Origin of the sequence: Metabacillus crassostreae (assembly GCF_016908395.1) — a bacterium.
GTDB lineage: Bacteria > Bacillota > Bacilli > Bacillales > Bacillaceae > Metabacillus > Metabacillus crassostreae.
In genome coordinates, this window is record NZ_JAFBDU010000001.1 from 1,511,481 (window position 1) to 1,528,110 (window position 16,630).

A 16,630-nucleotide genomic window follows, 5' to 3' on the forward strand; every position below is an offset into this window, starting at 1 on the left:
CAACTTCTTATAGGTTGTATCATATTGTAGAGTGTATATACAAGTTCTTTCATCTTTTTAAAAAAAGTTCCATGTATCACCACTTATTATTTATAGGAAAATTGTTAAGGAGATACGTCTATCTTACTTCCATATGATTGAACAAAAATTAATTAAACTCTTAATTTTATCCAGAATAAAAAGACAATCCAATATTAGATTGTCTTTTATAAATGCAATTTATCAATAGAAAACTTTGAATTATGATATCAATTTCTCAAGAATTTATAATGATATTATCGATTATCAATCGTCTCAGGATATAAATCATGATTCATTAAACGAAAATTTGCCATTTCCTCATATTTCGTACCTGGTTTGCCATAGTTTGTGTAAGGATCAATAGAAATTCCTCCACGCGGAGTGAATTTGCCCCATACTTCAATATAACGAGGATCCATTAATTCAATTAAATCATTCATGATGATATTCATACAATCTTCGTGGAAATCTCCATGATTTCTAAAGCTGAATAAGTAAAGTTTTAATGATTTGCTTTCCACCATTTTCACATCAGGTATATAACTAATATAAATTGTGGCAAAATCAGGTTGCCCAGTTTTTGGACAAAGACTAGTAAATTCTGGACAATTGAATTTCACGAAATAATCTCGATTAGGATGTTTATTATCAAATGCTTCTAAAATTTGTGGAGAATACTCAAATAAATAGTTCGTTCCCTGATTACCTAGTAGTGTTACATCTTGTAGTTCTTCATCTTTTCTTCCTGACATGTTCTTTCCTCTTTTCATAAACTAGTTTTATCTTAATAGTCAATCATAATAATAATTTAATTTAATAGAAGAAACTTTATACACCTCGTTTATTACCCCAGACCAATGTATGTAGCTGTGGTAATACGCGGACATCGTTCAAGTCTCTATCTTCAATAACTTGGTCTATTAACCATTCATATTTTGTTAATAATGTTTGAACTAGCTGATTTGTTTCAGCTTTAGATACATCTTCATTTCCTACTTGTAGATAAAATGGAATTGAAGGATAACGAAGATGAACCTTTTTTGCATAAGTAAGATCTTCTAAATCGAATACTACTACCTTTAAACTGATTGAGTTCTGCTGGTATTCTACCGAAACTTTTTCAATGATTTCATCAAGCTTATCAAAATCTGTTTTCATCCCAGAGCTTGGTGGTTTAGGAGATATTGTTAAATCATCAATATCCTTTAACCACTCCTGGTACTTACTTCCTTGTGTCTCAATAGCAATCTTTTTACCATTTTGCTTTAGAAATGAAACAAGTTCAACTAGATTTGTTAGAAGTGCAGGGTTACCTCCTGAGATTGTTACATGTGAAAAACGATCTCCACCTAATTGAACCAATTCTGACCATATGTCGTCTGCTGTCAGTTGTCGAATATCATCTTTAGCAGAGCCATCCCAAGTGAAAGCTGAATCACACCAACTGCAAGAATAATCACATCCTGCTGTTCGAACAAACATCGTTTTTTGTCCGATAACCATTCCTTCTCCCTGAATTGTCGGACCGAATATTTCTAAAACAGGAATTTTTTTCATTCCTGTCCCTCCTTCTTCTTAGGACGGAACACAACATAGCTTGTAGGTGTTTCTCTTACGAAAACTTGAACACATTTTGGCTTATTGTCTTTTGTATCAAGATCACTTTGCGCCAATTCCCAAATTGCTCTAGCAACGCCTTCAGTTGTAGGAAAGTAATTAGGATCCACTTCTGAAAATACATCACTATGATCATTAAGGATAGAGTGATCAAAACGATTGTGAATCAGTTTTTTTAATGAAGCAAAATTAACAAGAAAGCCAGAATCATCTAACTCGTCACCCGCAATTGTTACATTGACAAAATAAGTATGACCATGGACCTTCTGACACTTCCCAGCATCTTCATGAGGGATATAATGTGCTGCTGAAATATGCATATCCTTATTTAATTCAAATTGATAATTATGCTGTACTTGTGGATAGATTTGTTGAATCATTGTCCATCAACACCTTTTTCTAGTAGATAGTCATTAAGACCCTTTTTTCTCAATTCACATGCAGGACATTCTCCACATCCTTCGGCAATGATCCCGTTGTAGCAAGTTAACGTTTTTTGACGAACAAAATCAAGGACTCCAAGATCATCTGCAAGTTTCCATGTTTCAGCTTTATTAATCCACATTAAAGGAGTATGAATAACAAATGATTTGTCTAACGCAAGGTTTAATGTCACATTACACGATTTCACGAAAGCGTCTCGACAATCTGGATAACCGCTAAAATCTGTTTCACATACTCCTGTTACAATATGCTTTGCTCCAATTTGGTTAGCCAAAATCGTTGCAAATGACAAAAATAATAAGTTTCTACCTGGAACAAAGGTTGAAGGTAGCTCACCATCTTTTTGTTCTATTTCAATATCCGATCTTGTTAAGGCATTTGGTGCCAGTTGATTTAAAAGTGACATATCTAACACATGGTGCTGCACACCTAGTTCTTTTGCAATTGACTCAGCAACCTCAATTTCTAAACTGTGTCTCTGATTGTAATTAAATGTCACAGCAACTACTTCTTTAAATTGCTTAAGAGCCCAAAATAAACAAGTTGTACTATCTTGACCACCACTAAAAACCACTACTGCTTTTTCATTTTTCATAAATAAAACGTTCCCTTCTTACCTATATAAATGCATAACCAAATTTATATTACGCAACCTATTAAATATCTTTTTACTTGCTTATGTTGGATATTTTGTTAATTTCTCAATACGACCTATAGCTGTGCTTATCCACAGAACTACTTTATTCCGTCACAACCCTAAACAACAAAAAACACCTTCGAAAGATTCGAGGTGTCCAGCATTTATCATATAAAAAAACGCATATCAAAGATATTGTCGTAGTTTTTTATAGAGGGTTGTGCTAGAACCTCTCCCGATTCATTTATTTGTAATTGAATGCGGATTGGCTATTAAATTTTCAACTTAAAAAATATATCACGAAAATCTCTAACTTGCAATGAAATTGTAACAGGAGTGGTCATCATGTCATTTAAGCAAATAATCATTCGTATCCGAAATAGCTTTTGGTATTTGCCAACAGTTTACGGAGTATTAGCATTTATTTTAGCTATTTTAAGCATGTTATTAGATCGTTATTTAATTCAGAACTCCTATTATAAAGTAATTCCAGATGTTTTTTTATCGGATATGGATCTAGCTCAAACAATATTGAGTTCTTTGTCTACATCATTATTAACCATGACAACCATTACCTTTTCTTCCATACTTGTTGTATTAACAACTTATCTATCACAATTTTCGCCAAGAACACTTCAGAATTTCATTACAGATCACCATACTCAAAGAGTTCTCGGTATATTTATTGGGGGATTTATTTATACCGTTATTTTATTACTCTTAGTTCGTAAAAATGATATAAGTACACTATTCATTGTACCTACACTTGCGATCATCGTATCAATTATTTGCTTAGGAATGTTTGTTTTCTTCATTCATCATGTGACTACATGGATAAAAGTCAGTAATTTAATATTTAATATTACATCAAAGACGATATCTTCCATTCATAAGCATTTTGTAGATGAGCAGGAATTTATAAAAATTTCACCTTGGGAGGACTGGGAGTACGAGGAGATCAACACAATCCAACCATTTCAACTAAAAAGTAAACGCTCAGGATATATCGAATACATTGAATTAGAAAAAATAATCCTACAAGCTACAAGAGATAATGTTATTGTAAGAATTGAGCAAAGCTTAGGTAAATATGTTGATGAGGATACAACAATCTTCTCAATATGGTATTTAAAAGATGTGAAATTAGCTTCCAAATTTTTATCATTTATAACGATTTCAACAGACCAAGAGCCTGTTCAAGATGTTAATTTTGGACTTCAAAAATTAGTTGAAATAGCTTTAAGAGCAGTTTCACCAGGAATAAATGACCCATATACAGCAATCAATAGCATAAATCATTTAGCAAAGATTCTTTCTCTTCTTGGTAAAAAGCACTTGGAAACACCCTTCCATTTTGATAACTACCATCAATTAAGAGTGATCTTTGAAAAGCCTACTTTCGATGATTATCTTTACGAGACATTCTACCAAATTCGCCATTATGCAAAAGAAGATGTTTCTGTTATGGCATCTATTTTAAAAGCTTTAGCTTTTATTTGCGAAGGTAATTCGAAATATATTAAGAAAAGTGTTTGGGAATTTTCTTTTTATATATCTGAAGGATTAAACCAAGAAAAATGGCTTTCGAAAGATCGTGATTTCTTAAATAAAATGTTGCGCAAAATTGCACTAAACTGTGATAAACAAAAAAAAGAAAATGAAATATTTATTAAAAAAGCTCCTGATTAAACAGGTGGGGATGAACCACCTGTTTTCCCGATTAACTATCTTTCTTTTTCCCGCCTTCTTCAGCAAGCTGATCAAAAGATTTCACTTTACCGTGTGGATTTTGGGATTGCTTACGAACTGTCCATTGACGTTCCTGCTGTGATTTTGATTGTGTCATTTTCAAACTCCCTCTGTTCGCATTTTGCTTCATACTTTGAAGTCTCTTTTATTTTTTCCTGTAACTCTAATTTCATTCTTAGATATCTTTTAGCCTCCGATTAGTTCTAGCAAAAATGAGAAAGAGACGTACAATAATTAATAGTGCCTGTCAAACAAAAAGCAAACACAATAAATGTAAACAGATTTTGTATAATAAAAACAAAACTTAATCCAGATAAAATAAAAATTAGTATAAGTAATCCAAACTCTCGTCCACCAAAAAAAACATAGCTCGAACAAGCAATTGCAACTGCAAAGATATAACCAGGCCATGTATATTCTAAAAAATGCCAATATGTCTTTCTTCAAACATAAATAGCATACTTAATACAAAGAGAATACCATCTGGAGCTAATAAACCTCTTGTACCATGAAAACAACCCCATTGATTTCCATATTTCTCCTTACTAAAACTTGTTTTTTTAAAACTCGATGGAAACATATCACATAAAGCTTAGAAGGCTTACCGAAAAAACAAAAAGACCAAATCATCACTATATAGACAATCGGTCTTTTTACTATGAATTATTTATATTCAGTATTGCTTTCAAGTTAACTTCCACGGTATGTTTGATAGCTCCAAGGAGATACTAGAAGTGGAACATGATAATGCCCTTTTCCTAGTTCAACTCCAAATCGAATCGGCACAGAATCTAAAAACCTTGGTTCACCAAGCATTTCATTCACCTTAAAATATTCACCTACATAAAAAACTAATTCATAAATCCCTGCAGCTTTTAACTCCTGAGGAGACACACGACCATCAGAATTGGTCACCATTTTCGCTAAGAATAATCGATCATCATCATTAAGCTTCCACAATTCAACTGTCATTTCCTTTGCCGGTATTCCTTTTGCAGTATTCAGTACATGTGTTGATAAAGTAATTGTCATCCTTGCGCGATCTCCTCAATACCTTTATTTAATTTCTCATGGTTAAGATCTTCTCTTGTAATTGTAAAGCCTTGGAATCCAAACGGCGGTTGTGGCTCTGTATATACTTTACTTGATGAGTTTGACTCTTCAATTTGATCAACAACTGTAAGCCATGTTCGATTCTGTGATTGAAATGTAACCTTAGAAAGCTGTGGAAAACGAGCTAAAATTCTTAAACCGATTTGATATATTAAATGTTGGATCGATTTTGTTTCCAAATGATGAAAAACAGACGTTACAATATCCTTTACTTGTTCAGCTGCTACATATTTCTCTGGTAATTCACCATAAGAATCTTGCATATTAACGTAATTCCAATTAATGTTTAAATAGATAAACAATGGACGGTTATTTGATTCAGGAAGTGTTGTATATTCATCTTGAATATAACCAGAAAAAGAATTACCACTAATTTTTATAAGCTGTAAATCCTTTATACCACTAAAAGCATTTATCACATCTATACTGTCTTGTTCATCTTTTCTAGTATGATGATATGATGTTGCTTGCTCATTCCTAGAGCGATTAAAAACCAAACTACTTACTTTATTTTCTTGGTTTTCTAACACAACAGTTGGAAGAAAAGGCACCTCTTCTGCTGAAAGTTTTATTGTTTCTATATGAGCATAAGTCTGTAGAAACCGTTCAGAAACAAATTTCAAAAATCCTTCAATCGTATTTCCTTGATAATACGCTAAATGCTTTTGTATAAAGTTTTTCATAGAGTCAGTTGCAACAACAAGCTCATTTTCACCTTCTGAGAACGATGAAAACAATTCTTTTCCACCGACTTCCATTTTGATATTCCAACCAAAAACATCGTTATTTATCTCTGTTATTAATGATTCAGGTATTTTTTTTAAACCTATTACTGGTTGAAGTTTCGTTCGATAAACAAAGACATCTCCCTTACCATAATACATCACTCTATTTTCCATTGAATAACCTCCTTCATTGCAAACAATATCTCTTAATCTAAAAAACGAAATTTTATAGATTTCCTTTAAAGCAGTTTGGAACTCTTCATTATCACTATTTTTCATTCTTCTTTTCATTGCATCAAAAATTGAATATTTGTTGTGACCACGTACCGCTAAAACAAAAGGAAAACCAAATTTTTTCACATACTTATTATTTAAAGCATTAAATTTTTTATATTCTCTTGGGTTTAATTGATCAAGCCCCGCTTGCTTTTGTTCCATTTGAGAAGGAGCTGAAAGTTTTAATTTTGAACCCAAATCTGGATGACTTTGAATTAATGCAAGTTTTTTCTCCTTTTCAGCTATCTCAACAACCTTAACCATAGACCGATGCAATTGTTGTACAGAATGAAAAGGTGCAAATTCCCATGACTGTTCAGCGATCCAAGGAGTATGCTCAAATACCCAACCCACTTTATGACTAAATTCCTCTTTTGTGAATGTGTTCACCTCATAAATTGATAGCAAATTATCACCCTCTTCATCATTTTTATTATAATTAGTGACAACTTATGTTATATTTATTAACATAATAAACGTTTTTTACATATATTCCATTAGCTACAAACACCAAATCGCAATAAAAATTCTAGTTATTATAACTAATTCATAGAATGATAAACTCATTTTTTTAACAAATCAAAATATAATGTAATATTATCTAACAAACATGGAGGGATTTCTATGAAAATGAGTGAGTTACTAAATATTCCTATATTCAGTCACTCAAAGGTGGTTGCAGGTTTTAACGGTATTGAAAGAACCGTCCAAACTGTCAACATGATGGATGCACCAGACATTATCAATTTCTTAAAACCACACGAATTATTAGTCACAACAGCTTACTTCATTCATGATAATCCAGATGAGTTAATGAAATTGGTTAAATATATGGCAAATCATAATTGCTCTGGGCTCGGCATAAAAACTAGACGCTTTATCCAGGATATCCCTACAGCAGTAATAGAACTAGCGAATCAGGTTAACCTTCCAATTATCGAGCTAACAAATCACCATACCTTAGGTGAAATTGTAAACGATTCTTTAAGTTATATTCTAAAAAAGCAAGCAAAAGAATTACAATTTGCTATGCAAACTCACAGAGAATTTACTAAGCTCGTTCACAGAGGTGAACAACTTTCCAAACTAATCGATCGACTATCAAATATATTAGATAAGCCAATCTTATTAATTAATCATATGAATCACACCATTGTTGAAACCCATCATTTTAGAGGTAATAAAATGAAGACTTTAGCGAAGCAAATCATCCAGCATCTTGAAGGTAATAATGTCTATGGTAATGATCAAAGCCTGTGTTTCTCAATCTTTAGCCCTGAGTCCTTAAGAGGGCAGCTTGTTTATTTCTTCCCAATTGAAACATACTTAAAGAAAAGTTATTTAGTTATTATCGGATTAGACTTTCCGATCGATACATATACACTGTTGTCAGTAGAACAGGTTGCAAACGTCATATCATTTGAGCTCCTTAAACAGCATGCATTATCTGAAAGAAGTCTCCATATCAAAAATAACTTCTTTAAAAATTTGTTAGACGGAGATATCCCAGAACAAGAAATACTTAAACATGGGAAACAATACGGCTTAAAAAAGGATCATTATTACCACATTGTGACCTGCAAAGTAGATGATGATAAAAAAGATTTGTCTAGTTCTTTATTTTTTTCTAATACCTTTCAAGCTGAAAGCTATCATTACACCATCTATGAACATATCCAAACAAAGCTTGCAAAGGTTAAAGATGAATGTATTATTTTTATCAACAAAGATATTATTGTTATATTATTAGCTTATGATATGACCGAGAAACAAACAGAGCAGCAGCTTTTCCAAGTGGTACAATCATTACAGCAAGAAATGATACTACAAGCAAATATACAAGTTTCTTTTGGAATAAGTAGCACTCGGGATAGTCTACAAAACTTGCAAAAAGGCTATCTACATGCAATGGATGCACTAGAGACAGGATTTAAGAAAGGAAAGTGCCCGTTTATTCAAATTTATCACACAAAAAATATGACTGAGCTTCTTCAAATGATCCCCACAGAAAGCCTAACTGAATTTTATGTAAATGCACTAAAAGGCTTGGCTTTTACAACAAATAAAGATTCACTAAGTTTAATCCACACGATGAGTGTATTCTTAGAGAATCATTGTCAAATTGCTGATACAGCTAAACAATTATTTGTTCACCGGAATACTGTCATTTACAGAATTGAAAAATGTGAAGGTATATTAGGGGTCTCAATAAAACAACCTGATGAAACATTAAAACTAAGAATCGCATTATTAATCAGAGAGTTTATATTAGAAAAGAATCACCCATAAAATTTCTTAATACTAAATATTCACACATCATACTTTAAGGTCAAAAAAGCCGTTCAAAACTAACAATTTTAGTAGATGAACGGCCTTTTATATTATTAAGAGTTTGTTTCTTCTGAACATTGCTTTTTATACTTTTCAACCGCACGTAGAATACCATTATACCCCGTACACCGACATAAATTTCCAGACAAATGGTTCTTCACTTCCTCTTCAGTTGGATTTCCACCTTGATCAAGCAATGACATTAAACTAATAACCATCCCAGGAGTACAATAACCACATTGCAAGGCACCCTCTTCTAGAAAAGCCACTTGCAATGGATGTAATTGCTCTGAAGAAACACTCTCAATTGTTTCTATTGATGTGTTATTTACTTGATAAGCCATTACCAAACAAGATGTAACCACATTTCCATTCAACAAAACCGAACACGCTCCACATCTACCGATCTCACAAGAAACTTTCGTACCAGTTAGATTTAAATTTTTTCTTAGAATGTCAATTAATCGATATGCTGGAGGCACTTTCAGATGTCTTACTTCTCCATTAATCGTTACAGTTACATCAACCACATTTTGCTTTAATCGTTCTATCGTTTCATCTATTTCACTTGTTTCCATCTCAACTCCTCCAAACTTCAATTCTAACGTTTCTCTAAAAAAAACTTTTTGGTTAGTCAGATAATACATTTGAAGCAGCATGAAAATGATCTAGCATTTTTTCTGGTGAAATCGGTAATTTATTCACCCAAACTCCAGTAGCATTAAAAACAGCTGAAGTTATAGAAGGAGCGATAGCAACAGTACCTATTTCCCCCACTCCCCTTGGTCCAAATACATCACCTTTAGACAACATCTCATCCACTTCTACATTTGATGAATTTGGAATATCCTTAATAGTTGGAAGAAGATACGAATCAAAATTCTCGGTATGATACCTTCCGTTTTCCATTAAAGAATCTTCAAGTATGGTAAAACCCAGCCCCATAATCGCACCACCTTCAATTTGCCCCAAGTAGCCCATAGGATTAACAACAGGACCCGCGGATATTGCATGATCAAATTTCGTGACCCTTACTTTACCAGTTAACATATCTACCTCAACCTCAGTAGCAACAGCAGCAAAAGTATACAAATAATGTCCCCCTACTACCGGATCAGGAGTAGTTGGAAAATGAAATTGAGTGTGAAATACAGGCAATTCACCCTTTAATAGCTTCGCTACTTCTTTGTATGACAAAACAAGTTGATCCTCAGTACCTTCTTTCCATATACCATTTTCTCCTATTTTCAAACAAGACATTGAAATACCTGTAAACCGAGAGACTATTTCTAGTAATTTCATTTCCCATGGCTTTTTCAGTTTATTAATACCTTGCCAAATCATATTAGTAGATCGTGATGCTGTCGATGATCCTGAGACCGGAACCAGATCAGTATCACCAATCACGATTTTTAAGTCTTCCTTGTCACAATAAAGCATTTCAACCATCATAATTTCAATTGAAGCGAGAAGCCCTTGGCCACACTCTTCAAACCCAAAAGCAATTTCAATTTTCCCTTCCTTCGTTAATGATAATCTAGCACCAGATGGATCAGGTCTTCCATACCCAAGCCCTCCACCATGCATCGTTATCGCTACACCCCTACCTCTCATAATCCATTCATCATTCTCTTTAAGTGGTGTTGATAATATAGATGATTTCTCTATCATTTCCAGCACTTTCTTTGCTCCATCATTTTGAACTACCCTTTGCCCAAGAGGACCTAAATCATTTTCTTTCCTTACATTGTTGTAACGAAAGGTAAGTGGATCTATATTCAGTTTCTCAGCAAGCCGATCCATTTGCGATTCTAGCGCAAACGTCACCTGGTTACCCCCAAAACCTCTAAATTCTCCTGCTACTCCGTTGTTTGTAAAGACAGAAAAACCCTCAACATCTACATACGGTATACTATACGGCCCTGTTGAGTGCTCTACAGCAAAATCCAAAACAGCTGGCCCCAAGGTAGCATAAGCCCCTGTATCAGCAATTATTTCAACAGAATGACCTACTAACAACCCATTTTCATCAGCACCCGTTGTCATTTTAATTTTCATAGGATGTCTTTTAATTCCAGCTTTTACAGATTCATTTCTTTTATTATGGATTTTAACTGGTCTTTGTGTTACCAACGCTAATATTGCTGCATAAGGTTGAATGTTTAACTCATCTTTTCCACCAAACGATCCTCCAATAGGACTTGAAACGACCCGGATATCTTCTTCTGGCATAGCCAAAATTCTTGAAAGCTGTAATCGATCCTTAAATCCATGCTGTGTTGCAGCATAAACTGTGATTTTCCCATTCTCTTCAGGTACAACAACCCCACCTTCTGTTTCCATGTATCCATGCATTTGCCTCGGAGTTTCATAGATTTCTTCTACAACAAACGGACATTTGTTTATCTTCTCCAATACTTCGCTACCTTTTTTATAAGAGGCTTTGTGTAGGATATTTCCATTCTGATGCAATTTAACAGCATCCTCTTTCATCGCTTGTTCAGGATCATCAATAACAGCAAGTGGCTCAAAATCCACTTCAATTAATTGAAGTGCTTTGCTAGCAATTTCTTCACTAGTAGCAGCAACACAAGCAACTGCATCTCCTACATATCTCACAATATCTTTACACAAAACCGGTTGATCTTGAAAAATAAGCCCAAACCCATTTAAACCTGGAACATCTTTATGCGTAATAACAGCAACCACTCCATCTAACTCTTCTGCCACTTCAGTATTGATTGAGTTTATCTTCGCATGAGGAAATGAACTTCTTAGAACTTTCGCATAAAGCATTCCAGGAAACGAATAATCAGTTAAGTATTTTAACGAACCTGTTACCTTACCAATTCCATCAGGTCTAATTTTCCATCTATCCTGAAACGTTCGTTGCTCTAATTTCATTGTTTCGCCTCACTTTTTTTAAATAAACTTCTTTAAAAGTCACATTAGTAAACTTTATAACTTTTTTAATCAAATGAACTTTTCTCCTCAAAAGCATACCTTTATGCGATAAATATACTATTAAGATCAAATCACGAGGTCAATTAGCAGCACTAAAAGTAAAGAACATATATAAAAGAACGGCGGTAGTCTTGTTGAGATATCACTACACACTTTGTTAACACCTGAGGAATATAGAAGTTCGAGAGTTTATGAAGGAAATGATGGTCTTTTCTTCTCAATATATAAATTGCTTTTTTAATTCAGATATAATAAGATTCGCAGCAACTTTTTTTCGATATTGATCATTAAAAAAAGAATCTGAATAAGAATTAAATTCATTTATTATTTTTGAAAAAACAAGCTCTGAAGAATATTCACATCCATCTTTTTTCAGTAATTCCTCAACTTGATATAACCTAACCGGCTCATGACTCCCCCCTCCAACAGCTAATCGAACGTCCAAAAGCTCACCTTTCTCAAACCTCCACATTCCACTTACAGATACAATCGCAGGTGTAAAAGCTTCACGCCTTCCAACTTTTTTATAATAATAACTAAACTGCTTCTCTTTATAAGGGATCCTGATATCAATCAATAAAAATGAAGAATCTCGACTTTCTTTAAGCCACTCACTAATTTTCTTTGTCTTTTTTTCGCCATTTATTAAACAAGTTATTTCAGCATCCAATACGAGCAGCACCGGTAAAGAATCTCCTATTCTACTAGCCACATTACCTCCTAAAGTGGCTAGATTACGAACCGCTGGAGCAGCTATATTTTGGCATGCAGTTACAAATAACGGACAGTACTTAGTCATAATACTAGAATGTAAACATTCATTAATCGTCGTTAAGGCCCCTATTTTAACAAAGTGTTTCTGACCCTCTTTTATAACTTCAATATCTTTTAGTTCTGTTAAATTATTTAAACTAATTATTTGTTTTGACATTGCTTCATTAGCTTCCCAATTCAGCTGCAGTAATGTGCCTCCTGCAACATAAACCCCTTCTTTAAGTTGTAGCTTGGATTGTTGTGCATCTACTAAAGTAACAGGAATAGAAACTGATATATCCGATCTTGATACCATATCACTCTTCGCACTAACCATTACTAACACCTACCTTTTAGCCAATAAGGTCTTTTTCGCATAATCATAGTTTTCTATTGTATCAATATCATAAAGTTGTTTTTTATCAACATCTATGATTTTTCCTGATAAAGCATTCGTTTTTAACAGAGAACGCGCACCCATATCTCCTTCAATCTCCAATAATCTTTCTAGAACAGTATCTCGAAATAAGATAGGTGGCTTCATAACCCCATCCTCACTTGAAGCTACATACTCTATTTCATTATTAAATGTCATGATAAGTTCATTAATCGTTTCCTTCTTAATAAAAGGCTGATCAGCAAGTAATACAATAACAGCATGAGCCTTTAACTGCTCAGCCATTGTTATCCCAACTCGCAAGGAATATGATTGACCTTTATTTGAATCTTCACTTAAAACAATTTCCCACTTATCAGGAAACAATTGTAACGCACCAGAGCTTTCAAACCACAGTATCTCTCCTTTTTCTTTTGTGATAATCAATAAATAATCTATTTTGGAGGCTAAAATTTCAGCTAAAGCAAAGGACCCTAAAGGTTTTCCTCCTAAAGGTAATGACAACTTGCACGTTCCCATTCGATTACTATTTCCAGCTGCAAGATATATCCCGATTATCTTCTTCATCTCCCAAGTTCCTTTCCTACAGGAGTTCATACTATTCCTCAGCCTTTTTGACTAGATGATGCTGATCGAATATCAATTCAGCAATAAGCTTTAACAGAGTCTTTTCTCAAACTGATGATTTCAGCTATTATACTTACCGCTATCTCATTAGGTCCCTCCGCGCCAATTGGTAAACCGATCGGAAAACGAAACGTAGGAGGAATCTCTACTCCTGCCAATAACCTTTTTGCCCGAGCTTTTGAACCTAGTATGCCAACATAATTCAGTCGCTTTAACTGAAGCAGATCAATTAATTGTTTATCTTTTTCATAGCTATGTGTCATTAAGACGAATGAATCAGCTTCACGCAAACATAGTTTCTTTTCTAATTCTTGAGGAAAAGCTACTATTCTATCATCTGCATACGGAAAATATTCTTCACTACAATAGCTAGGCCTCCAATCAATAACTATCGTTTCATAGCCCAATTGTTTTGCAAGTATTGCAAGCGGTATAGAATCTGGTCCTGCACCATATATAATAAATCTTGGTCTTGCTCGAATCGTTTTAAAAAACAAAAAATCATCACTTGTGTCATCTTCACTTAATTTATCTTCTTGCAAGAAACCCAAATTAGGAATATCTCCTTTCCATTCACCAAAATATATTTTGTTATCTAAGGAGAATAAATATTCCAGAACCTTACCTGTTTTTGAAATCCTCCTAATATATTTCACATCTTGCCCTTCGTTAACAAAACTTCTCACTTTACCAAAATCAGTGATAAGCTTTGGCGAAAGAGACTCAATTAACACTTTCACCACACCATTACATCCAGTTCCTTGTCCCCATGAAAGATCATCCTCACCAGACATGTCGTATGTCACAAATTGCGAACGAGGCTTGTAATGACTCTCCGAAATCCTCGCCCTCAAATCAGCTTCTAAACACCCTCCACTCAACAAACCTACTTGATTATCATTTTCTTGAAATAGCATTACGGCCCCCTCTTTTCGATAAGCCGAACCCTCAACCTCAACAATTGTGGCAAGAACATTATTATAATCAGAAGATGATAAAACATCCAAAATTTCAAAAATGTCAGTTCTCACAGCACTCCCCTCCCCTTATGAATTTTGTTTTAAGGTTATAAGTTTGTAAGAGGTTTTCATATATTTATCTATTAATTTGGTTATTGATTTTCAATTTAAACTAAAAAAATGTTCATGGTTTACATCATAAATATTACATCGCTAGTGTTTGGCTGCTTATCTTGCTTAATAATCTTTTAATTGAGCTATTAGCTTCTTTCAGCACAATTGATTTATCTATTGTCTTCATGATTTTATTTTCCATTATAATTTTCCCATTAATAATTGATGTTTCAACATTACCTCTAGTTGCGGAATAAACAATTCTTGAAATAGGGTCCACGTCGACTGATGGATATGTGTGAAAATCGTTTAAATCTAAAATAACAAGATCTGCTTTTTTACCTACCTCTAAACTTCCTATCTCATCCTCTAAGCCCATCGCTTGTGCACCGCCCATCGTAGCCATTTTGAAGACTTTGTGCGCATCCATTGAAGTTGGACCATGTTTCGGCTTTTGAATCAGTGCAGTTAGCCTCATCTCATTAAACATATCTAAATTATTGTTACAAGGTGCTCCGTCTGCTCCAATACTTAAAAACACATCATTTTCAAGCATTTCTGGTGTCGAGGCAACACCTGAAGCCAATTTTAAATTAGAACCTGGACAATGACTGACTTTAATCCCTTTTTCCTTTATGATCTTTTTTTCTTGGTCATCTAACCAAATACAGTGAGCCAAAATGAGTCTAGGATTAGCTAGACCGATGTGATCTAAATAAACAATATTTCTCATTCCTCGTTCCTGTTCCACAATCTCAATTTCTTTTAAATTCTCTGATGCATGTGTATGCACCTTCACATTATAATAAGCAGACAAGTCTCTAACTTCTGTTAATAATTTCTCTGTACAAGAAATAACAAACCTCGGCGAAAAAGCGTATTGAAGCCGTCCACCATCATATCCATTCCATTTTTCGAGAAGATCAACACTTTCTATTAGAGATTGGTCAGTTTTCTCAAGAAGGTTTTTCGGTACACCTTCACCTTTATCCATCATTACTTTTCCAGCAATTGCTCTAATTCCACTCTCTGCCATCGCTTGAAAAGCAAAATCTGTATGTTTAACTGTTTCCATATCAATAATTGAAGTTGTGCCACTTTGTATTAACTCACCTAGACCTAGTAAAGCCGAGTAATAAATAGAATCTTCATCATGCGCTGCTTCTAATGGCCAAATTTTCTTTGCTAACCAATCCATAAGCTCTAAATCATCTGCTTGGCCTCTAAATAACGTTTGGCAAAGGTGAATATGACTTTGTATTAAACCAGGAATCACTGTTTTCCCTGAAGCATCTATGATCTTTTCAACCATTACACCTTCGATAGATTTAGCCATTTGAGTTATTCGATTACCTTCAATGAGTACGTCACCCACAAAAATATCATTTGTTTTATTACCAGTTACGATTTCTGCATTTTTTATTAATATACTCAACGAAACTCCCCCTCTATGACAAAAAACAACACTATCAAAAACTATATATGTTATATAACGTTACATTATGTGTTATACATATATTTATAATAATCAGATTAACATAATATGTCATTGTACAGATTAACTAAATCACAATAATCAAATCAGTTATCTTAGCTAAACTTTTAGATAATTCAGATGAATTATGTTAGGTTTTATTACAAGTTTTATATTAGATTTCCGTAGTATTTCAGCTGAAATGTTATTGAGGTGTAAAGAAGAAGGTCCAATTCAAATAAAAATCAGAAAAAAAAGAACTTACATTTGTAAGTTCTTTCAGACTGTAGACAAACTAGCGAAAATCTAGTTTGTTTACAGTCTTTTTTTCATTTAAAATAATAGTAATAATAATTCTGAGGTGATTTTTGATGCTTACGAAACATAACTCTACTCAACGTGATCAAATTGAAATGGTGGCTTTAGATC

The 16,630-nt window shown here is 33.7% G+C and carries 15 protein-coding genes and 1 riboswitch; of the genes, 2 read left to right on the forward strand and 13 right to left on the reverse strand.

The features are described from left to right. Nucleotides 1-275 precede the first annotated feature (275 nt). From queF to queC, 4 genes are all read right to left on the reverse strand, one after another. Entirely contained in the window at nt 276-773 is a 498-nt protein-coding gene (gene queF, locus JOC75_RS07810; RefSeq protein ID WP_204953435.1) for a preQ(1) synthase, read from the reverse strand. A 76-nt stretch (nt 774-849) separates the two neighbouring features. Continuing rightward, nucleotides 850-1,578, reverse strand: a complete 729-nt coding sequence (queE, locus tag JOC75_RS07815; RefSeq protein WP_204953436.1) for a 7-carboxy-7-deazaguanine synthase QueE — start codon at nt 1,576-1,578, stop codon at nt 850-852. Next, the gene (queD, locus tag JOC75_RS07820; RefSeq protein WP_204953437.1) at nt 1,575-2,018 is read right to left on the reverse strand and encodes a 6-carboxytetrahydropterin synthase QueD; all 444 of its coding nucleotides are present in this window, start codon (nt 2,016-2,018) and stop codon (nt 1,575-1,577) included. Before queD ends, queE begins: the two co-directional genes overlap by 4 nt. Further along, the gene (queC, locus tag JOC75_RS07825; RefSeq protein WP_204953438.1) at nt 2,015-2,677 is read right to left on the reverse strand and encodes a 7-cyano-7-deazaguanine synthase QueC; all 663 of its coding nucleotides are present in this window, start codon (nt 2,675-2,677) and stop codon (nt 2,015-2,017) included. Before queC ends, queD begins: the two co-directional genes overlap by 4 nt. 236 nt (nt 2,678-2,913) lie before the next feature. Next, nucleotides 2,914-2,958: riboswitch (PreQ1 riboswitch) on the reverse strand. Nucleotides 2,959-3,064: 106 nt separating this feature from the next. Between queC and JOC75_RS07830 the strand changes: the two genes are divergently transcribed. Then, complete coding sequence (locus JOC75_RS07830; RefSeq protein WP_204953439.1) at nt 3,065-4,408, forward strand: DUF2254 domain-containing protein; 1,344 nt, start codon at nt 3,065-3,067, stop codon at nt 4,406-4,408. Between the two features lie 31 nt (nt 4,409-4,439). Here the strand turns inward: JOC75_RS07830 and JOC75_RS23895 are convergent, their stop codons facing one another. The 3 genes from JOC75_RS23895 to pucL form a co-directional block, all read right to left on the reverse strand. Then, entirely contained in the window at nt 4,440-4,565 is a 126-nt protein-coding gene (locus JOC75_RS23895; protein ID WP_239589313.1) for a DUF6254 family protein, read from the reverse strand. A 593-nt stretch (nt 4,566-5,158) separates the two neighbouring features. Then, nucleotides 5,159-5,500 carry a hydroxyisourate hydrolase gene (gene uraH / locus JOC75_RS07835; RefSeq protein ID WP_204953440.1) on the reverse strand — a complete coding sequence of 114 codons (342 nt, stop codon included), beginning with the start codon at nt 5,498-5,500 and terminating at the stop codon, nt 5,159-5,161. Further along, nucleotides 5,497-6,990 (reverse strand): factor-independent urate hydroxylase, encoded by a 1,494-nt coding sequence (gene pucL / locus JOC75_RS07840; protein ID WP_204953441.1) that lies wholly within the window; start codon nt 6,988-6,990, stop codon nt 5,497-5,499. Before pucL ends, uraH begins: the two co-directional genes overlap by 4 nt. A 216-nt stretch (nt 6,991-7,206) precedes the next feature. On the opposite strand from pucL, the gene JOC75_RS07845 reads away from it, so the two are divergent. Beyond that, a complete protein-coding gene (locus JOC75_RS07845; protein ID WP_204953442.1) occupies nt 7,207-8,871 on the forward strand; it encodes a PucR family transcriptional regulator in 1,665 nt (554 codons plus the stop codon). Between the two features lie 95 nt (nt 8,872-8,966). Here the strand turns inward: JOC75_RS07845 and JOC75_RS07850 are convergent, their stop codons facing one another. The 6 genes from JOC75_RS07850 to JOC75_RS07875 all read right to left on the reverse strand — a co-directional run bounded on the left by JOC75_RS07850 (nt 8,967) and on the right by JOC75_RS07875 (nt 16,162). Beyond that, complete coding sequence (locus JOC75_RS07850) at nt 8,967-9,491, reverse strand: (2Fe-2S)-binding protein (protein WP_204953443.1); 525 nt, start codon at nt 9,489-9,491, stop codon at nt 8,967-8,969. 52 nt (nt 9,492-9,543) lie between these two features. After that, entirely contained in the window at nt 9,544-11,817 is a 2,274-nt protein-coding gene (gene pucD / locus JOC75_RS07855) for a xanthine dehydrogenase subunit D (protein WP_204953444.1), read from the reverse strand. Nucleotides 11,818-12,094: 277 nt separating this feature from the next. Next, nucleotides 12,095-12,967 carry an FAD binding domain-containing protein gene (locus JOC75_RS07860; protein WP_204953445.1) on the reverse strand — a complete coding sequence of 291 codons (873 nt, stop codon included), beginning with the start codon at nt 12,965-12,967 and terminating at the stop codon, nt 12,095-12,097. A gap of 9 nt (nt 12,968-12,976) precedes the next feature. Beyond that, nucleotides 12,977-13,594 carry a nucleotidyltransferase family protein gene (locus tag JOC75_RS07865; RefSeq protein WP_204953446.1) on the reverse strand — a complete coding sequence of 206 codons (618 nt, stop codon included), beginning with the start codon at nt 13,592-13,594 and terminating at the stop codon, nt 12,977-12,979. Nucleotides 13,595-13,671: 77 nt separating this feature from the next. Then, nucleotides 13,672-14,685 (reverse strand): XdhC family protein, encoded by a 1,014-nt coding sequence (locus JOC75_RS07870; RefSeq protein WP_204953447.1) that lies wholly within the window; start codon nt 14,683-14,685, stop codon nt 13,672-13,674. 133 nt (nt 14,686-14,818) lie between these two features. Then, nucleotides 14,819-16,162, reverse strand: a complete 1,344-nt coding sequence (locus tag JOC75_RS07875) for a 5'-deoxyadenosine deaminase (RefSeq protein WP_204953448.1) — start codon at nt 16,160-16,162, stop codon at nt 14,819-14,821. Between the last annotated feature and the right edge of the window lie 468 nt (nt 16,163-16,630).